The organism is Paraburkholderia sp. BR10872 (assembly GCF_040965835.1).
Lineage (GTDB): Bacteria > Pseudomonadota > Gammaproteobacteria > Burkholderiales > Burkholderiaceae > Paraburkholderia > Paraburkholderia nodosa_A.
Genome location: NZ_JBFRCN010000034.1, coordinates 1 through 20,045, shown reverse-complemented (window position 1 = coordinate 20,045; position 20,045 = coordinate 1). Strand labels below are relative to the sequence as shown.

The 20,045-nt window shown below is 67.3% G+C and carries 16 protein-coding genes; 11 read left to right on the top strand and 5 right to left on the bottom strand.

What is annotated here, in order from left to right:
* The first annotated feature begins 8 nt into the window (after positions 1 to 8).
* The 5 genes from AB4Y43_RS24430 to AB4Y43_RS24410 all read left to right on the top strand — a co-directional run bounded on the left by AB4Y43_RS24430 (position 9) and on the right by AB4Y43_RS24410 (position 4,645).
* On the top strand, positions 9 to 806 hold the full coding sequence (locus tag AB4Y43_RS24430) for a xanthine dehydrogenase family protein subunit M (RefSeq protein ID WP_069265218.1): 798 nt from the start codon (positions 9 to 11) through the stop codon (positions 804 to 806).
* A gap of 77 nt (positions 807 to 883) precedes the next feature.
* A complete protein-coding gene (locus tag AB4Y43_RS24425) occupies positions 884 to 1,771 on the top strand; it encodes an AAA family ATPase (protein ID WP_368618024.1) in 888 nt (295 codons plus the stop codon).
* A 5-nt stretch (positions 1,772 to 1,776) separates the two neighbouring features.
* Positions 1,777 to 3,087, top strand: coding sequence for a VWA domain-containing protein (locus AB4Y43_RS24420; RefSeq protein WP_368728961.1), 1,311 nt, complete (start codon positions 1,777 to 1,779; stop codon positions 3,085 to 3,087).
* Positions 3,078 to 3,650, top strand: coding sequence for a carbon monoxide dehydrogenase subunit G (locus AB4Y43_RS24415; RefSeq protein ID WP_342949619.1), 573 nt, complete (start codon positions 3,078 to 3,080; stop codon positions 3,648 to 3,650). The genes AB4Y43_RS24420 and AB4Y43_RS24415 overlap by 10 nt, the downstream gene beginning before the upstream one ends.
* The gene (locus AB4Y43_RS24410) at positions 3,623 to 4,645 is read left to right on the top strand and encodes an XdhC family protein (RefSeq protein ID WP_368728960.1); all 1,023 of its coding nucleotides are present in this window, start codon (positions 3,623 to 3,625) and stop codon (positions 4,643 to 4,645) included. The genes AB4Y43_RS24415 and AB4Y43_RS24410 overlap by 28 nt, the downstream gene beginning before the upstream one ends.
* Before the next feature lie 176 nt (positions 4,646 to 4,821).
* On the opposite strand, the gene AB4Y43_RS24405 is transcribed toward AB4Y43_RS24410, so the two are convergent.
* Positions 4,822 to 4,950 (bottom strand): oxalate:formate antiporter, encoded by a 129-nt coding sequence (locus tag AB4Y43_RS24405; RefSeq protein WP_069265222.1) that lies wholly within the window; start codon positions 4,948 to 4,950, stop codon positions 4,822 to 4,824.
* Between the two features lie 13 nt (positions 4,951 to 4,963).
* A complete protein-coding gene (locus AB4Y43_RS24400) occupies positions 4,964 to 6,364 on the bottom strand; it encodes an OFA family MFS transporter (RefSeq protein WP_069265223.1) in 1,401 nt (466 codons plus the stop codon).
* Between the two features lie 450 nt (positions 6,365 to 6,814).
* On the opposite strand from AB4Y43_RS24400, the gene AB4Y43_RS24395 reads away from it, so the two are divergent.
* Entirely contained in the window at positions 6,815 to 8,773 is a 1,959-nt protein-coding gene (locus tag AB4Y43_RS24395) for a DUF3857 domain-containing transglutaminase family protein (protein WP_368618023.1), read from the top strand.
* Positions 8,774 to 8,788: 15 nt separating this feature from the next.
* On the opposite strand, the gene AB4Y43_RS24390 is transcribed toward AB4Y43_RS24395, so the two are convergent.
* The gene (locus AB4Y43_RS24390; RefSeq protein WP_368682687.1) at positions 8,789 to 9,832 is read right to left on the bottom strand and encodes a serine/threonine protein kinase; all 1,044 of its coding nucleotides are present in this window, start codon (positions 9,830 to 9,832) and stop codon (positions 8,789 to 8,791) included.
* A gap of 134 nt (positions 9,833 to 9,966) precedes the next feature.
* The gene (locus AB4Y43_RS24385) at positions 9,967 to 10,179 is read right to left on the bottom strand and encodes a hypothetical protein (RefSeq protein ID WP_069265225.1); all 213 of its coding nucleotides are present in this window, start codon (positions 10,177 to 10,179) and stop codon (positions 9,967 to 9,969) included.
* A 547-nt stretch (positions 10,180 to 10,726) separates the two neighbouring features.
* Between AB4Y43_RS24385 and AB4Y43_RS24380 the strand changes: the two genes are divergently transcribed.
* From AB4Y43_RS24380 to AB4Y43_RS24360, 5 genes are all read left to right on the top strand, one after another.
* Entirely contained in the window at positions 10,727 to 13,909 is a 3,183-nt protein-coding gene (locus AB4Y43_RS24380) for an efflux RND transporter permease subunit (protein ID WP_342949621.1), read from the top strand.
* 10 nt (positions 13,910 to 13,919) lie between these two features.
* A complete protein-coding gene (locus AB4Y43_RS24375; protein WP_368728959.1) occupies positions 13,920 to 15,182 on the top strand; it encodes an efflux RND transporter periplasmic adaptor subunit in 1,263 nt (420 codons plus the stop codon).
* Positions 15,179 to 16,735: an efflux transporter outer membrane subunit gene (locus AB4Y43_RS24370; protein WP_368728958.1), complete on the top strand. Its 1,557-nt coding sequence runs from the start codon at positions 15,179 to 15,181 to the stop codon at positions 16,733 to 16,735. Before AB4Y43_RS24375 ends, AB4Y43_RS24370 begins: the two co-directional genes overlap by 4 nt.
* A gap of 104 nt (positions 16,736 to 16,839) precedes the next feature.
* Positions 16,840 to 18,081, top strand: coding sequence for an MFS transporter (locus AB4Y43_RS24365; RefSeq protein WP_368728957.1), 1,242 nt, complete (start codon positions 16,840 to 16,842; stop codon positions 18,079 to 18,081).
* Positions 18,082 to 18,456: 375 nt separating this feature from the next.
* Positions 18,457 to 18,642, top strand: a complete 186-nt coding sequence (locus tag AB4Y43_RS24360; RefSeq protein WP_028203177.1) for a hypothetical protein — start codon at positions 18,457 to 18,459, stop codon at positions 18,640 to 18,642.
* A 138-nt stretch (positions 18,643 to 18,780) separates the two neighbouring features.
* Here AB4Y43_RS24360 and AB4Y43_RS24355 read toward each other — a convergent pair whose 3' ends face one another.
* Entirely contained in the window at positions 18,781 to 19,809 is a 1,029-nt protein-coding gene (locus AB4Y43_RS24355) for a fatty acid desaturase (protein WP_368728956.1), read from the bottom strand.
* Positions 19,810 to 20,045 lie beyond the last annotated feature (236 nt).

The following is a 20,045-nucleotide window of genomic DNA, read 5'->3' as shown; positions in this document are numbered from 1 at the left end:
GGCGCTCCATGTACGCATTCGACTATCAGCGCGCCAGCGACGCGCAAGGCGCCGTGAAAGCCCTCGCCGCCGACGCCGACGCCAAATTCCTCGGCGGCGGTCAGAGCCTGCTCGCGGCGATGAAGCTGCGGCTCGCCCAGCCCACCACGCTCGTGGACGTCACGCGCATTCCCGAGCTGAAAGCCGTGCAGGTGGACGGCAAGGTGGTGAAAGTGGGCGCGGCCGTGTGCCATGCCGACGTCGCCGAGAACGCTCAGATCCGCAACACGCTGCCGGCGCTCGCGGACCTCGCGGGCATGATCGGCGACCGCCAGGTGCGCGCGCTCGGCACGCTCGGCGGCTCGCTCGCGAACGACGATCCGGCCGCCGACTATCCCGCGGCGGTGCTCGCGCTGAACGCGACGGTGGTGACGGACCGGCGGCGCATCGCAGCGGACGACTTCTTCCTCGGCATGTACGAAACGGCGCTGGAACCCGACGAGCTGATCGTGTCCGTCGAATTCCAGGTGCCCGAACGCGCGGCCTACGAGAAGTTTCGCAATCCGGCCTCGCACTTCGCGCTCGCGGGCGTGTTCGTCGCAAAGTACGCCGGGGAGGTGCGCGTGGCGGTCACGGGCGCCGGGCCTTCGGTATTTCGCGCGGGTGCGCTGGAGAGCGCACTGAAGACGAACTTCGCGCCCGAAGCCGCACGCGCGGTGAAGATGCCCGCCGACGACCTCAACACCGACCTGCACGCGAGCGCGGCCTATCGCGCGCACCTCATCCCGGTGCTCGCGGCGCGCGCGGTCGCGAAGGCCAACGGCTAGGCTGGTCCCGAGGGCGAGCGCTTCCAGGTGAACATGGGAGCGCTCGCCGCCTTTGATTCGCGTTGCCAGATTCCCGCATGCAATCCGCCTCGATCGACGACACCCTCGCACAACTCGAAGCGCGCGGCTATTTCGCGAGCCGCGAACTCGCCACGGCGCTCTTTCTTGCGCTGCGCATGGAACGCCCGCTGTTTCTCGAAGGCGAGCCAGGTGTGGGCAAGACCGAACTCGCGAAGGCCGCGGCGGCGATGCTCGGCACGACGGTCTTGCGCCTGCAATGCTACGAAGGGCTCGACACGGCGAGCGCGCTTTACGAGTGGGACTATCCGCGCCAGATCATGGCGCTGCGACTGGCCGAAGCCGCCGGCGAAAAGCCCCGCAACGACACGCTCTATCGCGACGAATTTCTGCTCAAGCGCCCGCTGCTGCAGGCGCTGCAGCCCGACCCGCAAAACCCGGGCGCGCGCCGCGTGCTGCTGATCGACGAAATCGACCGCGCGGACGAGCCGTTCGAAGCCTTCCTGCTCGAGCTCCTTTCGGACTTCCAGGTATCGATTCCCGAATACGGCACCGTGCGCGCGAGCACGCCGCCGCTCGTCGTGATCACGTCGAACCGCACGCGCGAAGTGCACGATGCGCTCAAGCGGCGCTGCCTTTATCAATGGCTCGGCTACCCGGACCGTGCACGCGAACTCGCGATCGTGGCCGCGCGCGCGCCTGAAACCGCCGCGGATTTGCAGCAACGCGCCGTGGCGTTCGTGCACCAGTTGCGCACGATGGATCTCTTCAAGGCGCCCGGCATTGCGGAAACGATCGACTGGTGCCGCGCGCTTAGCGCGCTCGCCGTGACGGAACTCGATCCGCAGTCGGTGCAGGATACGCTGGGCGTGCTGCTGAAGTACCAGGACGACCTCGCGCAGCTCGACGCGCAACGCATCGCGCAAACGCTCGCGCTCGCGGAGTGAGGACGATGCCCGGCGCCACATCGCCCGCCGCCATGCCCACGCTCGCGCCCGTGTTCGCGCGCAACGTCGTGCATTTCGTGCGCGTGCTGCGCGGCGCGGGCCTGCCGATGTCGCCTTCGCGCGCCGTCGACGCGATCGACGCGCTGCGCCACATCGACCTCGGCCGCCGCGACGACGTGCACGCAGCGCTCGCCGCGCTCCTCACGAGCGCGCCCGACGAGCGCGAGATCTTCGACGCGGCGTTCGCGCTGTTCTGGCGCGATCCGGATTTCGAAGGCAAGCTGCGCGCGCTGCTGCTGCCGAAGGTGCAAGGCGGCGTGCCGCCGCCGCGCCGCAACAACCGCCTCGCCGACGCGCTCGCGGCGCGCCCTGCCCATCGCCCGGGCGCGAAGCCACCGCCCTCGCACGAAGAACACGAGTTGCGCGCACACGCCACGTTCAGCGCCGAAGAGCGCTTGCGCCAGCGCGACTTCGATACGCTCACCGCCGACGAATGGCGCACGCTGCGCCACCTGATCCGCGCGCGCCGCCTGCCGCTCGCCACCGTTCGCACGCGGCGCCTGAAGGCATCGTCGCGCGGCACCCACGCCGACCTGCGCGCGAGCGCGCGCCATGCGGTACGCGCGGGCGGCGACTGGACCGTGTGGAAATATCGCGCGCCGGTGGAACGCAAGCTGCCGCTCGTGCTGCTGCTCGACATTTCCGGCTCGATGAGCAGCTACTCGCGCGCGGTGCTCTACTTCTGCCATGCGTTGCTGCAATCGCGCGAACGCCTGCAGGTGTTCCTGTTCGGCACGCGCCTGACCCACGCCACGCGCGCGCTGCGCGAACGCGACCCCGACGTCGCGCTCGCCCAGCTCGCCACCCAGGTCGCGGACTGGTCCGGCGGCACGCGCATCGGCGCCACGCTTGCGGAATTCAACCGCCGCTGGGCGCGCCGCATGCTCGGAGGGCGCGCGACAGTGCTGATCGTCACCGACGGGCTCGATCACGATGAATGCGGTCTGCTCAGCGAAGAGATGGCGCGCCTGCACCGCTTCGCGCATCGCGTGATCTGGCTCAATCCGCTCTTGCGTTACCGCGATTTCGCGCCCAAGGCGCGCGGCGTGCAGGCGATGCTGCCCCACGTCGACGCGCATTACCCCGTCCACAATCTCGACAGCCTCGAAGCGTTTGCGCGCAGCCTGTGCGAAGCCGCGCCGATCGGGCCCGCGCCTCGTGCAGCAACGCATCTGGCGACTCATCTGCCAAAACCGGCACGCGCATTGCATACTCTGGCGGCGCGCCCGGCACAAGGAGACACACGATGGAGCTGACTGAAAGCCACACGCTGCCCGTGCCGCAACAGCGCGCCTGGGAAGCGCTCAACGACACGGCGATCCTCAAGGCGTGCATACCGGGCTGCGAAAGCATCGAAGCCGACGGTGAGAACGCCTACGCCGTCGCGCTGACCGCCGCGGTGGGCCCGGTGAAGGCGCGCTTCAAAGGCCGCATGCAGCTCGCCGATATCGACGCGCCGAACAGCTACACGATCGTCTTCGAGGGCCAGGGCGGCGCCGCAGGCTTCGGCAAGGGCGACGCGCACGTGAAGCTCGAATCCGCCGGCGACGAATCGACCACGCTCACCTACACCGCGAACGCCCAGGTGGGCGGCAAGCTCGCGCAGATCGGCTCGCGGCTCGTGGATGGCGCGGCGCGCAAGATCGCCGGCGAGTTTTTCAAGCGTTTCGGGGAACAGCTGGGCGGCGGCGCGCAGGAAAATACCGACGAGACGGCGGAACCCGCCGCGAGCGACGCAGAAGGCCAGCCGCAAGGCGAAGGCGCAGAGGAAACACCGAAGAGGAAACGATCATGGACAGCGTGGATCTCGAAGTCCTGAAATCCAGCGTGCGCTGGCTCGACGCAGGGCACCGCGCGCTGCTGGTGACAGTGGTGAAAACGTGGGGCTCGTCGCCGCGTCCCGAGGGCGCGATGCTCGTGGTGCGCGGCGACGGCCTCGTGGTCGGCTCCGTGTCGGGCGGCTGCATCGAGGACGATCTGATCGACCGCGTGCGCCGCGAAGGCGTGACGATCGTGAAGCCCGAAGCCGTCAAATACGGCATCACGGCGGAAGAGGCGCATCGTTTCGGACTGCCGTGCGGCGGCACGATCCAGCTCGTGCTCGAACCGCTCTCCGATGCCTCGGGCATTCGCGAACTGCTCGAAACCGTCGAGCGCGGCGAACTCGTTGCGCGCACACTCGACATGGCGACCGGCCGCGCCACGCTCGGCCCCGCGAAAGCGACCGATGGCGTGGACTTCGACGACGTGCGCCTGCTCACGATCCACGGGCCGCGCTACCGCATGCTGGTGATCGGCGCGGGGCAGCTCTCGCGCTATCTCTGCCAGATCGCGGTGGGGCTCGATTACCAGGTGACGGTGTGCGACCCGCGCGAGGAATACACCGACACCTGGGACGTGCCCGGCACGGCGCTCGTGCGCACGATGCCCGACGACACGGTGCTCGACATGAAGCTCGACGAACGCTGCGCCGTGATCGCGCTCACGCACGACCCCAAGCTCGACGACCTCGCACTGATGGAGGCGCTCAAGACGCCCGCGTTCTACGTCGGCGCGCTGGGCTCGCGGCGCAACAACGCGGCGCGGCGCGAGCGACTCAAGGAGTTCGACCTGAGCGAGGCGGAACTCGCGCGGCTGCATGGGCCGGTGGGCATTTACATCGGCAGCCGCACGCCGCCGGAAATCGCGGTGTCGATCCTCGCGGAGGTCACGGCGGCGAAGAATGGCGTCTCGCTGCCGACCATTCTCCAGGTGGAAGGCGCAAAGGCCGCGCGCGAACACGCGGCAGGCGCGGGATCGACGTGCGACGTGTGAGGCCGCTGCGCGGCCGCCTTCACGCGTGAGGTGAGCGCCCGTCGTCGTCTGTCTCGCGCTCGTGTCACTACTATGCCCCCCAAAAAACTGCGGGCCGCGACTTTCGTCGGCGGCCCGCAATAGGGTGTTTCTGGCGGGCGGCTTGCGCCGCCTCGCTTCACCTGAGCGTCACGGCATCAGCCGAACAGCTTCATCGCCTGCGTGAGCGTGTTGGTCACGCCCCACACGAGCGGCACCAGCACGTAGAGCCAGAAGATCGCCATCAGCGTCTTGTTCGACGATTTCGGGGCAGCTTGGGTAGACATTGCGCGTTCCTCCTTATTTACCGGCGGCGAGTTGCGTCTCGCTCATGTGATGCTTCGCGTCCACGCGGCGCACGAGCAGGTTGCAGATGAAGCCGACCACGAGCAGCGAGGCCATGATGTGCACGGTCATCGTGTACGCATCGGCCTTCGCCACGCCGTGTGCGACCTGATACGCACGCACGTAGTTCACGAGCACCGGGCCCGCCACGCCTGCCGCGGCCCACGCGGTGAGCAGACGGCCGTGAATGCCGCCGACGAACGCCGTGCCGAACATATCCGCGAGATACGCGGGCACGGTCGAAAAGCCGCCGCCGTACATCGAGAGAATCAGGCAGAACGCGAGCACGAAGAACACGATGTTGCCGCTCTGCGCGAACTGCGGCACCGCGTAATAGAGCACCGCACCGAACACGAAGAAGATGAAGTAGGTGTTCTTGCGGCCCACCCAGTCGGAGGCCGACGCCCACACGAAGCGCCCGCCCATGTTGAAGAGCGAGAGCAGGCCGACGAAGCCCGCCGCCGCGCCGGCGCTCACGGTGTCCTTGAAGCTTTCCTGGATCATGACCGAGGCCTGACCCAGAATGCCGATGCCGGCCGTCACGTTGAGGAACAGCACGAGCCAGATCAGATAGAACTGCGGCGTCTTGAGCGCCTGGTCGATATGCACGTGCTGGTTCGACACGAGTTTCTTCGCCACGACGGGCGGGGTCCAGCCCGCCGGCTTCCAGTCCGGCGCGGGCACGCGGATGGTGATGGCGCCGATCGTCATCGAGATGAAGTAGGCCACGCCGAGCACCACGAAGGTCTGGGCGACGCCCACGCTCGTGTCGCTCGCGAAATGCTTCATCAGCATGACGGAGAGCGGTGCGGCGATCATCGCGCCGCCGCCGAAGCCCATGATCGCGAGGCCCGTTGCCATGCCGCGGCGGTCGGGGAACCAGCGGATCAGCGTCGAAACCGGAGAGACATAGCCGAGCCCGAGGCCGATGCCGCCGATCACGCCGTAGCCGAGATAGAGCAGCGCGATCTGATGCAGATACACGCCGAGCGCGGAAACGAGGAAACCGCCGCCAAAGCAGCACGCCGCGGTAAACATCGTGCGGCGCGGGCCCACGCGTTCGAGCCACTTGCCGCCGAACGCGGCGGAAAGGCCAAGAAACACGATGGCCAGCGAGAAAATCCAGCCCAGCGTGGTGAGCGACCAGTCATCGGCCGCGGACTGCGTAATGCCGATCACCTTCGTGAGCGGCGCGTTGAACACGGAAAACGCGTAGGCCTGGCCGATACACAGATGCACGGCCAGCGCCGCGGGCGGCACCATCCAGCGCGAAAAGCCCGGCGGGGCGATGGTCGCCTCTTTGGAAAAGAAAGGTGCGCTTTGCGCACCGCGCGTCGAATCTGCAACGCTGCTCATGGGATCTCCCGAATCGACCAGAGGTTGAGAGCGCGGGGTAAGCGCTCGCTCTGGTCCCATCCAAAATGGCTGTTGGTAGGCGTGGTCTTTCGTGCTCTTTACATGCGCAAACGCATAGAACACTTAATTGCCGCTTGACGGCTGCACGAACCTTAGTCCCCAACCGCCTCCTTGGCAATATGAGGTAAACATACATATGCCCTACAACGGCCCGCGCGCCGCCGTGTTTCCTCGATTGTTGCGTGCGCAGCAAATCGGTGGGGGGACCTATGACGCCGCGGAGAACGTTGCAGGCGGGCATGTCGTTGCGCGGCCCAGCATTTAGACTCAACACTCGATTCAGGGCCCCCTGCGGGCGGTGTGCGGGCCATCCGCTTGACAAGCGGGTTGCATGACTTTTAAGTGGCAGAAGTAGCGCCTATCTGCGACCCGCCACCTGCCGAGCCCCCCATGCGCCTCGCTCTCGCTCTTTGCCTAGCCGTGCTCGGCCCCGTCACGGGAACCTTCGCCGCCGACCTGCGCCCGGGCGTGGCGCAGCTCACGCCGGTGCCCCTCGAAGCGGGCACGCTGAATCCGGCAGGCAGCGCCGCGCAGGCGCCCTACACCAACGAAGCGGAAACGCAGACCTTCACCGTCAACGCGGACGGCTCGTACACCAAGCTCGACTCGCTCACGCTGCGCGTGAACACGGAGGCCGGCATCGCGCGCGCGGGCCAGTATTACGTGTGGTTCAACCGCGAGATGGCCCACGTGGAGGTGCTCGAAGCGTGGACCGAGGACGCCCAGGGCGGGCGTCACGACGTGCGCCCCGAGCAGATCCGCGACGTGCAGGAAGTGCGCTCGTTCGACGCCCCGATGTTCCAGGACGTGCAGGACAAGGTGATCGTGTTCCCCGCCGTGGAGCCGGGCGCGCGTGTGCATCTCACGTGGCGCAAGATCCAGCGCGTGCCGCTCGTGCCGGGCTGGTTCAGCGACTTCACGCCGCCCGACCTCGCGCCCACGCACCGCTTTCGCGTGATCTACGACCTGCCCGCGAAAGTGCCGCTCTACGCCGACGCGCGCGGCTTCACCGTGCTGCCGCCCGCCACCGTGAACGGCCGCACGCGCTACGAGTACCGCTACGACAAGTCGAACTTCGAGCGCCTCGAATATGGCTCGGTCGCCTACGTGAGCTACGGCGACCGGCTGATGGTGTCCACCTTTCCCGATTACGCGGCCTTCGCGACGGTCTATCGCGAGGCGGCGGCGGATCCGACCGTGCGCGACCCGGCCATCGTGCGCCTTGCGCAGACGCTCACGGCGCACGACGATACGCCGCGCGCCAAAGCGCAAACGCTCTATGACTGGGTGCGCCGCAACATCCGCTACGTGGCGATGAATATCGGGCGCGGCGAGATCGTGCCGCACCACGTAACCGACGTGCTCGCGAACCGCTACGGCGATTGCAAGGACCACGTCGCACTCTACGGCGCGCTGCTCGGGGCCGTTGGCATCCGCAGCACGCCGGCGCTCGTGAACAGCGGCACGGTCTACACGCTGCCGAGCGTGCCGGGCTTCGGCGTGATCAATCACGTCATCACCTGGCTGCCCGATCTGCAGATGTTCGCGGACTCCACGGCGAGCAACATCGAGTTCGGCTATTTGCCGTCGACGGACATGGACCGCGAGGCCGTGCTCGCCGGCGACGGCACGCAGGTCCGCACGCCCGCCACGGCCACGACCACGCGCGAGAGCGATCTCGACATCACGGTCGCGCCCGACGGCTCGGCGCGCTTCATCTATCGCTTGCAGTCGGAGGGCTGGTCCGCCGAACAGACGCGCAGCGTGCTGCGCCTGCAAACGCCCGCGCAGCGCGAGGAGTCGCTGCAATGGGAGCTGCGCAACGCCAACCTGCGCGGCAACGCCACGCTCGCCTCCAGCCCGCTCGACGCCACGGCGGGTCCGCTCGTGCTCACGCTCACGGGCACCTTCGACGGTTTCGTCGACCCGGAAATGACCACGCCCGTGCCCACGCTCACGAGCTTCGTGGGCGGGCTCGACGCGAATCTGCGCTACTGGCTCGGCGAATCGCGGCGCACGCAGCCCTTCATGTGCCGCAACGTGGTGGTGACCGAGCGCACGCGCATCGTGCTGCCGCCGGGCATGCGCGTACTCGACGTCCCCATGCCGCAGCACGCCGACAACCGTTTCATCGATTTCAGTTCGCACTACGCGCTCGACCCGCAGGCGAATGTGCTGCGCGTCACGCGTACGGGTCAAACGCATTTCGCGAGCGACGTATGCAGCGCCGACGATTTCGCGCAGATGCGCCCCGCGTTCGAGACGATGGCGCGCGACCTTCGCGCGCAGTTGATCGTCAAGCCGTCGGCCCAGGGCGGCGCGCCGGATAGTCCGGCGAGCGCGCAGTGAGCCGGCGCACGACGTTCACACGGGCCAGAGCGGTCCTTCCTGCATCGCGCCGATCTGCTCGCGCAGTTCGAGAATGCGCTCTTCCCAGTAGCGCTGCGTGTTGAACCACGGGAAGGCGGCCGGAAACGCGGGATCGTGCCAGCGGCGCGCGAGCCAGGCCGAGTAGTGGATGAGGCGCAGCGTGCGCAGCGCTTCGACGAGATGCAGCTCGCGCGGCTCGAATTCGCAGAAGTCCTCGTAACCCGCGAGCAAATCGGCCATTGCACGCGAAGCGCCCGCGCGATCGCCGGGCAAAAGCAGCCACAAATCCTGGATAGCGGGACCCATGCGGCTGTCGTCGAAGTCCACGAAATGCGGGCCGGCGTCGGTCCAGAGCACATTGCTCGGATGGCAGTCGCCGTGCAGGCGCAACGACCGCACGTCGCCCGCGCGCTCGAAGGCCGCCTCCACGCCTTCGAGCGCGAGCGTCACCGCGGCCTGCCATGCTTCGCGCACGTCCTCGGGCACGAAGCCGTGTTCGAGCAGATACGTGCGCGGCTCGTAGCCGTAGGACTGAATGTCGAGCGTGGGGCGTGCCTCGTACGGCCTCGTTGCGCCCACGGCATGAATGCGCCCGATGAAACGGCCGAGCCATTCGAGCGTGTCGCTGCGGTCGAGATCCGGCGCGCGGCCGCCGCGCCGCTCGAACAGCGAGAAGCGATACCCGTCGAACTCGTGCAGCGTGCGCCCATCGAAGGCGAGCGCAGGCACGGCCGGAATCTCGCGCGCGGCGAGTTCGGCGACGAATGCGTGCTCCTCGAGTATCGCCTCGTCGCTCCAGCGCTCAGGGCGATAGAACTTGGCGATGAGCGGCGGCCCGTCTTCCACGCCCACCTGGTACACGCGATTCTCGTAGCTGTTGAGCGCGAGCATGCGGCCATCCGTGCGGCGCTCGGCCGGGATCAGCACGCCATCGACGGCGTCGAGCACGCATTCGGGCGTGAGGCGCGCGTACGGCGCGGCTTGCTGGTCGCCGGGACCGGAGGGGCCGCCCGGGACAGGAGAAGGATCGTAATTCATACCCGCAATTGTGCCTCTTGCGGGCAGTGCCGGCGAGCAATCGCTGCGCACGGCAGACATGATGAACACAAACGCGGCGCACAACCCTGCGACGAGACGCAGGGCGCCTCGTCAACGTGTCACACGGCCCAGACTCAGTGGATCTGCGCGCCGGCGGGCATGACGTGCTCGCCCGTATCGATCAGATCTTCGAGAAAAAAGGGCTCGGTATTGAGCTGCGCCGACGTGCCGGGCTCCCCGGCATACCACGTCACCATCGCCATGTCGCCGAGAATGCGCATCACGATGCCGCGCGCACCCTGTGGCACCGCGATATGAACGGAACGGACAATAGAACCGATTTGCATGATGTTTCCCCGTTACCTCGCTACCTTCGCCGGCTCCCTCGAAGGAAGTCCGGTCGGCATGCTGACAAAAAAACCGATGCGCACGATCAGTTGCGCGCGCATCCAAACCCGCCTCGGGCGACCCGCTCTCGCCGCGCGCTTAAGCACGGCCGGACCCTTGGCAACCCCATTGTTGCCTGTTTGAGCGCGCGAGCAAAGCGAAAAAATAGGGGGGTGTATCAACGGCGGCATGCATTTGGCGCCTCGTGCCGCCACAGCCCCGCGCCGCTTCGCTCCCGCATCTTACGAAAACCTGACTGTAACAGATGGTAAACCCCATTCTTCGCGACCTTGCTAGGGCAGTCCCTGAAAAAGTACGCTGATGCAAGGTGAGTGGCGCTATAGTCCTGTCCCAACCGTGCACCACAAAGGCCCGGCGCAGCACAGGCAAAGACCGCACGCGCGCCACAACAGCCGGCCACGATACCGATAACCTGAACGCTCGCCACCGCGGCCAGACCAGCCGCGCGAGCCAGACTCCGCCACCAGCGAAGGAACCCGCCGTTCCATGTGGATCGTTCGACTCGCGCTCAAGCGCCCGTACACGTTCGTCGTGCTCGCGTTGCTGCTTTTGATTGTCGGGCCGCTGACGATCCTGCGCACGCCCACGGACATCTTCCCGAACATCGACATTCCGGTGCTCTCGGTGATCTGGACCTACACGGGTCTGCCCGCCGACGAGATGGAAAAGCGCATCGTGCTCAACTACGAGCGCGGCCTTTCCGTGGCGGTGAACGATATCGAGCACACCGAATCGACGTCGCTGAATGGCATTGCGGTCGTGAAGATCTTCTTCCAGCCGCATGCCAATATCCAAGAAGCGCTCGCCGAAGTCACGGCGCTGTCACAGGCGCAGTTGCGCTCGCTGCCGCCCGGCATCCAGCCGCCGTTCATCCTGCGCTACAACGCCTCGACGGTGCCGATCCTGCGCCTGTCGCTGTCTTCGCCGCAGCTGACCGAGCAGGAACTGTTCGACTACGGTAACAACTTCCTGAAGACGCAGCTGGCGACCGTGCCGGGCGCCTCCGCGCCGCTGCCCTATGGCGGCAAGCAGCGGCAGATCATGGTCGACATCAACCAGCGCGCGCTGCAGCAGCACAATCTCTCGCCCATGGACGTGGTGAACGCGATCAGCGCGCAAAACCTCATCCTGCCTTCGGGCACAGCCAAAATCGGTGCAACCGAATATTCGGTGACGATGAATGCAAGCCCCGAGAGCTTAGCGGGCCTGAACGACATTCCCGTGAAAACCACGGAGAGCGGCACGATCTACATCCGCGACGTGGCGCACGTGCGCGACGGCTATGTGCCGCAAACCAATATCGTGCGCGTGGACGGACAGCGCGCCTCACTTCTCACCATCAACAAGAGCGGCAACACGTCGACGCTGGAGATCGTCGATCGCATCAAGGAAATGATGCCGACGCTGCGCAATCTCGTGCCACCGTCGCTCAATATCGATCCGGTCGCCGACCAGTCGCTGTTCGTGCGCGCCTCCGTGCAGGGCGTGCTGCGCGAAGCGCTCATCGCCGCCGCGCTCACGGCGCTCATGATCCTGCTGTTTCTCGGCAACTGGCGCGCCACGCTCATCATCGCGATCTCGATTCCGCTGTCGATGATCACCTCGGTCATCGTGCTCGCGGCGCTCGGCGAGACCATCAATATCATGACGCTGGGCGGGCTCGCACTCGCGGTCGGCATTCTGGTTGACGACGCAACGGTCGCGATCGAGAACATCAGCCAGCAACTGGAGCAAGGCAAGACGCTGGAACAGGCGATTCTCGACGGCGCGCATCAGATCGCGATCCCCACGCTCGTCTCCACGCTCTCCATCTGCATCGTGTTCGTGCCGATGTTCCTGCTCACGGGCGTGGCGCATTACCTCTTCATTCCCCTCGCGGAAGCCGTCGTGTTTGCGATGCTGGCGTCGTACTTCTTCTCGCGTACGCTCGTGCCCACGCTCGCGAAGTACCTGATGCGCCACCATCGCAAGCCCGCCGACCTGCATCACACGCATGGCGCGACGCGCAATCCGTTCATGCGCGTGCACCTCGCGTTCGAGCGCGGCTTCGAGGGGCTGCGCGAGCGCTATCGCGGGTTTCTCACGGCGCGCGTGAAGCATCCCGTGTGGTTCGTGGTGGCGTTTCTCGCCTGCTGTGGCGCGTCGTTGCTGCTCATGCCGTTCCTCGGGCGCGACTTCTTTCCGCAGGTCGATGCGGGCACCATCGCGCTGCACGTGCGCGCGAAAACCGGCATGCGTGTGGAAGAAACCGCCGTGCTCGTCGACCGTATCGACAAGCGCGTGCGCACGCTGATTCCGCCGGGTGAGCTGCATTCGATCATCGACAACATCGGCCTGCCGGTCTCGGGCATCAACCTCTCGTACAGCAATACGGGCACCATCGGCACGTCCGACGCGGACGTGCTGATCTCGCTGAACGAGGACCATCACCCGACCGCCGGCTACGTGCGCCTCCTGAGGCACACGCTCAACGACGAGTTTCCGGGCGTGCAATTCGCCTTCCTGCCCGCCGATATCGTGAGCCAGACGCTGAACTTCGGCATGCCCTCGCCCATCGATGTGCAGATCGTCGGGCGCGACGTGGCCGGCAACCGCGCGTTCGCGGCGAAGCTGCTCGCTCGGCTGCGCGGCGTGCCCGGTTTCGTCGACGCGCGCATCCAGCAGCCCGCGGACCTGCCGCGCATCTTCATCGACGTGGACCGCACGCGCGCGCAGCAGGCGGGCTTCACGCAGAAGGACGTGGCGAGCGACCTGCTCATCACACTCTCGGGCAGCCAGCAGACCACCCCCACGTTCTGGCTCAACCCGATCAACGGCGTGAGCTACAACGTCGTCACCGAAGCCCCGCAATACACGATCGATTCGCTGCAATCGCTCGCCAACATTCCACTCACCGCGAACGGGCGCAGCAACATACTCGGCTCGCTCGCGAGCATGCAGCGCATCTCGGGCGACGCGGTGGTCACGCACTACAACGCGCAGACCACCATCGACATTTACGGCACCGCCGACGGGCGCGACCTGGGCGCCGTTTCCGACGACATCGCGAAGATCGTCGACCAGACGCGCGGCGAGCTGCCGAAGACGTCGAGCATCAAGCTGCGCGGCCAGGTGCAGACGATGAACGATTCGTTCTCCGGACTGTTCGGCGGGCTCGTCTTCGCGATCGTGCTCGTGTATCTGCTGATCGTCGTGAACTTCCAGTCGTGGCTCGATCCGTTCATCATCATCACGGCGCTGCCGGGCGCGCTCGCGGGCATCGTCTGGATGCTGTTCCTCACGCACACCACGCTGTCCATTCCCGCGCTCACGGGCGCGATCATGTGTATCGGCATCGCCACGGCGAACTCCATTCTCGTCATCAGCTTCGCGCGCGAGCAGTTGCGCCTGCACGGCGATGCGGCGCGCGCCGCGATCGAAGCGGGCTACACGCGCTTTCGCCCCGTGCTCATGACCGCGCTCGCCATGGTGATCGGCATGGTGCCGATGGCCATCGGCCTGGGCGAAGGCGGCGAGCAGAACGCACCGCTCGGGCGCGCCGTGATCGGCGGCCTCGCGGTGGGCACGCTCGCCACGCTGATCTTCGTCCCCGTGGTGTTCTCGCTCATCTACCGCAAGCTCGGCGAGCGCCGCCAGCGCGCCAGTGAAAACGTGGTGCCCAAATCATGAATACCCTGTCATGACGAATCATTCGCAAACGCCTTCGCCGCAAGAGCCGTCGCTTCATCGATCGCGGCGCTGGCCCCTTGTGCTCGCCGCGCTCATCGTGCTCGGCCTCGCGGCGCAGGGTATCTGGTCGCGCCATAGCGCGCATGCGGCGCTCGAACGCGAGGCAAAGAGCGCGAGCACGCTGACCGTGCAGGTCGTCACGCCGCAGCGCTCGACGCGCGCGCTCGACCTCGTGCTGCCCGGCAACGTGCAGGCCTTTCTCGACACGCCGATCTACGCGCGCACGAGCGGCTATCTGCGCAAGTGGTACTTCGACATCGGCGCGCACGTGAAGGCGGGCCAGTTGCTCGCCGAAATCGACGCGCCCGAAGTGGACGACCAGTTGCGCGCCGCGCGCGCCGATCTCGCCAACGCCGAAGCGAACTACGCGCTCGCGAAAACCACGGCCGACCGCTGGACGCAGATGCTGCAAACGCGCTCGGTGGCAAAACAGGACACCGACGAGAAAGTCGGCGACATGCTCGCGAAAAAGGCCACGCTCGACTCCGCGCGCTTCAACGTCTCACGGCTCTCGCAGCTGCAGTCGTACGAACGCGTGACGGCGCCCTTCGACGGCATCGTCACGGCGCGCAACGTGGACGTGGGCGCACTCATCGACGCGGGCAACGGCGGCACCTCGCAAAAGGAGCTGTTCCATCTTGCGCAGGCCGACCGTCTGCGCGTGTACGCGAACGTGCCGCAGGCTTACGCGCAGCAGATCCGCGTGCAGCAGCATGCGTATCTCACGCTCAACGAAGAGCAGGGCAAGCACTTTCCCGGCATCGTCGCGCGCACGGCGGGTGCCGTCGATGCGCAGCAGCGCACGATGCTGGTCGAAGTCGATGTGGACAACCGTAGCGGCGAACTGTTGCCCGGCGCCTACGCGCAGGTCCACTTCGCGCTCGACGGTTCGGCCACGCCGATCACGCTGCCCGGCAACGCGTTCCTGTTCCGCCCCGACGGCGTGAAGGTGGCGACTGTCGATGCGCAAGATCGCGTGAAGCTCGTGAATGTGACGCTCGGCACCGACTTCGGCACGCGGGTGGCGGTAGCGGCGGGGCTCTCCGGCGACGAGCGCGTGATCGTCAATCCGCAGGACGCGATTGTCGACGGCACGCCGGTGCGCATCGTGCAGCCGCACGACGAGCACGAGGCCGGCGCGGCGCATGGCGCGAGCGGTGCGAGTGGCGCGGGCAGGAACACGGGCAACAGCGCGCAGGCGCAGGGCGAATGATGAAGCACGCGCGGATTCGACTGTGCGCGTTGGCCATGCTTGCGGCGCTCGGCGGCTGCAAGGTGGGCCCCGACTACGTGCGCCCCACCATGCCCGTGGCCGCGACGTTCAAGGAACTCGAAGGCACGGGCTGGACGATTGCGCAGCCCGCCGATAGCGCCTCGCGTGGCGCGTGGTGGACGATCTACGAGGACGCCACGCTCGACGCGCTCGAAGCCCAGGTCGAAGGCGCGAACCAGAACGTGCAGGCCGCGCAGGCGCACTTTCGCGCGGCGCGCGCGAACGTCGCGCAGCAGCGCTCCAGCTTTTTCCCGCTCGTGACGGCGAGCGGCGACTTCTCGCGCTACCGCACCTCGCAGAATCTCCTGTACACGTCGAAGGCCGGTCAAACGATCAACGACTACTCCGTGGGCATCGACGCCACATGGGAGCCCGATATCTGGGGCCGCGTCGCGCGCAACGTCGAGGCCGCCAGGGCGAACGCACAGGCGAGCGCCGCCGATATGCAGGCCGTGCTGCTCTCCATGCAGGCCGAACTCGCGACCGACTACTTCGAGCTGCGCGGCATCGACCGCGAACGGCAATTGCTCGACGACACGATCAAGGCCTACCGCGAATCGCTCGAACTCACGCAGAACCGCTACGCGGGCGGCATCGCCACCGACGCCGACGTGGGCCAGGCGCAAACGCAGCTGCAGACCACCGAGGCACAGGCGATCGATCTCGGCGTGCAGCGCGCTCAGCTCGAGCACGCCATCGCCATCCTGACCGGACAGTCGCCTTCCACGTTCACACTCGCTGCCGCGCCGAAGGAAGCCTACGCGGTGCGCGCGATCGCGAGCCCGCCGGGCGTGCCGTCGACGCTGCTCGAACGGCGCCCCGACATCGCGGCCGCAGAGCGCCGTGTGGCCGCCGCGAACGCGCAGGTGGGCGTGGCGACGGCGGCGTTCTTCCCGAACCTCATGCTCGCGGTCACGGGCGGCCTGGAGGCGACCAACTTCAGCCAGTGGCTCGTCGCGCCCGCGCGCTTCTGGTCGCTCGGGCCGACGCTCGCGGGCACGCTGATCGACTTCGGCGGGCGCGAGGCGGTGCGCAACGAAGCGCGCGCGCAGTACGACGAGAACGTCGCGCAATATCGCCAGACCGTGCTCGACGCCTTCGGCGAGGTCGAGGACAACCTCGCGGCGCTGCGGGTGCTGGAGCAGGAGGCGAACGCCCAGGACCGCGCGGTGGATGCCGCGCAGCGCACGCTCGTCACCATCAACAATCGCTATCTGGGCGGTGCGATCACCTATCTCGACGTGGTGGTCGCGCAAACCACGGCGCTCACCAACGAACGCCAGGCCGTGGCGATCTCGCGCCGGCGCATGGCGGCGAGCGTCGCGCTCGTGAAGGCGCTCGGCGGCGGCTGGAACGCGGCGGACTTGCCGAGCGACGCGGCGCTGGTCCACCCGGACGATGCGCACAAAGCGCAGCCCGCCAGCGGGCCGCAAGGCGCTGCGCCGGCCGCCGCTCGCAGCGCGCAGCCAGGCGCCTCGCGCGCTCCGGGCTAAACGGCCGCGCGGTCACGCCAGGCACCCGGCCTGCGGCGCTCGACAACGCCATTTGCCCAACAGGCGTATCGTTGCGCCTTTGCCATATTGCTGGAGATCCTGTCGTGACTGCATCACCGGGCGCCCCGCGCACTTCCGCGCCCTCCGCCGTTCCGTACATCGAACGCGGCACCCCCGCATTCTGGCGCGCAAGCCTCGCGCTGCTGTTCGCCGGCTACGCCACCTTTTCGCTTCTCTACTGCGTGCAGCCGCTCCTGCCCGCGTTCTCCCAGACCTTCGGCGTGAGCCCCGCGCAGAGCAGCCTCTCGCTCTCGTTCACCACGGCCGCGCTTGCCGTTGCGATCTTCGTCGCGGGCTTCGTCTCCGAAGGCTGGAGCCGGCGCGGCATGATGACCGCATCGCTGTGCGCCTCGTCGCTGCTCACGCTCGCCACCGCCTTCGTGCCGCACTGGCATGAGCTGCTCGTGCTGCGCACGCTGCTGGGCATCGCGCTCGGCGGCGTGCCCGCGGTGGCCATGGCCTGGCTCGCCGAGGAAATGCACCCGGACGGCCTCGGTCTCTCGATGGGCCTCTACGTCGGCGGCACGGCTATCGGCGGCATGGCGGGGCGCGTGATCACGGGCATCGTCACCGATCTGTTCGGCTGGCGTGCGGCCGTGGCCGTGATCGGGGTGCTCGGGCTCGCCTCCATGTTCGCGTTCCGCTCGCTGCTGCCGCCCTCGCGCCACTTCGCGCCGAAGAGCGGCCTCGGTTTCGCGCATCATCGCGCGGCGCTGCTGCGCCATTTCGCGCGGCCGGGTCTGCCCATGCTGTTCGTGATGGGCTTCGTGCTGATGGGCAGCTTCGTCACGCTCTACAACTACATCGGCTACCGGTTGATCGCGGCGCCTTATCACATGAGCCAGGCGGCCATCGGCGCGATCTTCCTCGTCTACCTGACGGGCGTGGTCGCCTCGCCGTGGTCGGGCCGTATGGCCGACACGTTCGGGCGCGGCCGCGTGCTGATCGCCAGTCTCGCGCTGATGCTCACGGGCGTCGTGCTTACGCTGTTCGCGCCGCTCACGGCGATTGCCGCGGGCATCGCCTGCCTGACCATCGGCTTCTTCGCGGGGCACGCAGTAGCGAGCGGCTGGGTTGGGCGCCTCGCGCGCGAAGCGAAGGGCCAGGCGGCTGCGCTTTACCTGCTCGCCTATTACCTCGGTTCGAGCGTGATGGGTTCGATCGGCGGACACTTCTGGGCCGGTGCAGGCTGGGGCGGCGTGGCCGGCCTCGTGATCGTGCTGCTGGTCGTGGGCCTAGCATTCGCGCTCACCTTGCGCGCGCGCGAGCGCGCCGGAGCGGCCTGAGCCCGCGCGGCACGCAACGTTCGCACCCGCGCCTCTGTGTGCCGCGCGCCACCGCAATCGAAAGGCGTCCGTAATATTCAGACGACTGGCGATTTGCACGTCCGCGCGCATCGCACAGCAGCGGAACTCCGCCTCTGGCGGGCTTTTGCGGCGCGACAGGAGATTCACGGAAAGCCTCGCGGCGCTCACGCGCGCCGCCGCGCTCGCCGGCCTCACCTATACTCGATTTCAGGCCCGGGGCCGCAGCGCCATGCCATTGGCATGGCGACGAGAACGACAACCATTGCGAGCCTTCGTCGCCCATACGATACGCAACCCCTGCATGGGACCGGAGTCAGTGCTGAAGCACTCACTCCGGATCGACAGGAGACAAGCATGGAAGGTTATTTCACGATCGGCGATTTCGTGATGATCATCCCGATGGCCCTCGCTGGCGCGCTCTTTCTTGGCGCAGTGCCGTGCGCAACGGAATTCAGACACAACACGCTGCGCGTGATCGGCGCGCTGATCGGCGTACTCGCGGCCGTTGCACTCGTCGAGACACTGCCGGCGCTGATGTAGCGGACGTCTGCCGTACGCTTCCTACGCACGGCGGCTCGCGATGCGCAGCAGCGCGAACCGACGAAGCGACGAAGCGGAATCCTCGCGGCTCGAAGCGCCGCGGCTTGCGCACACGCGCGGCATTCGCTTGCCCCCTCCTCAGCCGGGATCGACGCCCGGCTGCAAGCCCTTGAACTGACGCAACGCAGCGGCCAGATAGCCCGTTCGCGCAGACGCGCCTGCGGCCTCTTCGGCGTGTGCTAGCGCGGGCAGCGCCGTCCACGGCAGCGTCGGACGCAGATGATGCTGGCGATGCAGATGGTGATTCATCAGCAGCACGCCCAGCGCACGCGGCACGCGAAAATCCCGCGCGCGACCCGGTTCGTCGAGCGCGACGCCGTAGTGCGGCAGGTTGTCGGCGAGCGAGAGCCACAGTCCGCGCAGATACATCACCGCGAGCAGCACGGGCCAGGCCTTGCCGTAGAGCGCGAACGAAGCCGCATAGAGGGCGAGCGACGCAAGCCAGTCGCGCCGCGCACGGCGGCGCCTCACGGGATCGGTGGCGTGGTTCGCGAAGAGCCGCTGCACCTGCACGCCTTCGCGGCCATGCGCGCCCACCCCGCGCTCGATGATCGTGCGCGCGAGCCGCCCCGGCATGAACGCCAGAAGCGGCAGCAGCAATTCGGCGAGGTAGAGACCACCCATCAGCCGCCCGTAGTACGCCACGCGACGACGCCAGCGCGGGCCGCTCGCCCCATGCGTGTCGTGCACATCGGGGCGGTCGAACGGCTCGCGCGTGAAGCGGTGATGCATCAGGTGTCCGAAACGCACGGCGTCGAACGGCATCGCCAGACCGATCGCGAGCGCGCGGGCGAGCCATTCGTTCACGCGGCGGTCGCGCGCCAGCTGTCCGTGGATACCTTCGTGAATGAGGCCCCAGTGGATCGGCGTGGCGAGCACGACGGGGGCGAGCGTCGCCAGCAAGCCGAGCATCGGGCCGCCCGTTGCGTCCAGCAAGAGCGGCAATCCGACGAGTTCGTAGCAGAGCGCGGTGAACGCGAATGCGATCAGCGCGGCGTTGGTGCGAGCCGCCGTCGCGGGCTGGGGCGAGTGGGTTGGCCGCCTGACGGGTTCAGCGCGGGTGGCGGACGGGGAAAGCGCTTCAGTTTCGGCGCTCGAGAACTCCATGGTGATTCCTCGCGGCAAAGGCTGCCGCGACGTTAGCAGGGCCACATGACAAAGCGAAGAACGGCGCGCCGCGCGGCCACGGCCGATGTAAGGCCTATCGTTCGCGCATAAAAAATCTATGGTCACCCCCGTTTTTGCAACCTTGATCGTTGACGTTGTGGTTGGCTTGCCTAAATCTATCCGGCGTCGTTGTGGGGATCACTCCCCGCGCCACGATGAGAGTCGCGCCTGATGGT

Bases quoted from the DNA above. Each gene is read 5' to 3' on its own strand.
- AB4Y43_RS24380 (WP_342949621.1), top strand. From the start codon at position 10,727: ATGTGGATCGTTCGACTCGCGCTCAAGCGCCCGTACACGTTCGTCGTG.
- AB4Y43_RS24370 (WP_368728958.1), top strand. From the start codon at position 15,179: ATGATGAAGCACGCGCGGATTCGACTGTGCGCGTTGGCCATGCTTGCG.
- AB4Y43_RS24400 (WP_069265223.1), bottom strand. From the start codon at position 6,364: ATGAGCAGCGTTGCAGATTCGACGCGCGGTGCGCAAAGCGCACCTTTC.
- AB4Y43_RS24360 (WP_028203177.1), top strand. From the start codon at position 18,457: ATGGAAGGTTATTTCACGATCGGCGATTTCGTGATGATCATCCCGATG.
- AB4Y43_RS24390 (WP_368682687.1), bottom strand. From the start codon at position 9,832: ATGAATTACGATCCTTCTCCTGTCCCGGGCGGCCCCTCCGGTCCCGGC.
- AB4Y43_RS24430 (WP_069265218.1), top strand. From the start codon at position 9: ATGTACGCATTCGACTATCAGCGCGCCAGCGACGCGCAAGGCGCCGTG.
- AB4Y43_RS24420 (WP_368728961.1), top strand. From the start codon at position 1,777: ATGCCCGGCGCCACATCGCCCGCCGCCATGCCCACGCTCGCGCCCGTG.
- AB4Y43_RS24410 (WP_368728960.1), top strand. From the start codon at position 3,623: ATGGACAGCGTGGATCTCGAAGTCCTGAAATCCAGCGTGCGCTGGCTC.
- AB4Y43_RS24355 (WP_368728956.1), bottom strand. From the start codon at position 19,809: ATGGAGTTCTCGAGCGCCGAAACTGAAGCGCTTTCCCCGTCCGCCACC.
- AB4Y43_RS24425 (WP_368618024.1), top strand. From the start codon at position 884: ATGCAATCCGCCTCGATCGACGACACCCTCGCACAACTCGAAGCGCGC.
- AB4Y43_RS24415 (WP_342949619.1), top strand. From the start codon at position 3,078: ATGGAGCTGACTGAAAGCCACACGCTGCCCGTGCCGCAACAGCGCGCC.
- AB4Y43_RS24385 (WP_069265225.1), bottom strand. From the start codon at position 10,179: ATGCAAATCGGTTCTATTGTCCGTTCCGTTCATATCGCGGTGCCACAG.
- AB4Y43_RS24405 (WP_069265222.1), bottom strand. From the start codon at position 4,950: ATGTCTACCCAAGCTGCCCCGAAATCGTCGAACAAGACGCTGATGGCG.
- AB4Y43_RS24395 (WP_368618023.1), top strand. From the start codon at position 6,815: ATGCGCCTCGCTCTCGCTCTTTGCCTAGCCGTGCTCGGCCCCGTCACG.
- AB4Y43_RS24375 (WP_368728959.1), top strand. From the start codon at position 13,920: ATGACGAATCATTCGCAAACGCCTTCGCCGCAAGAGCCGTCGCTTCAT.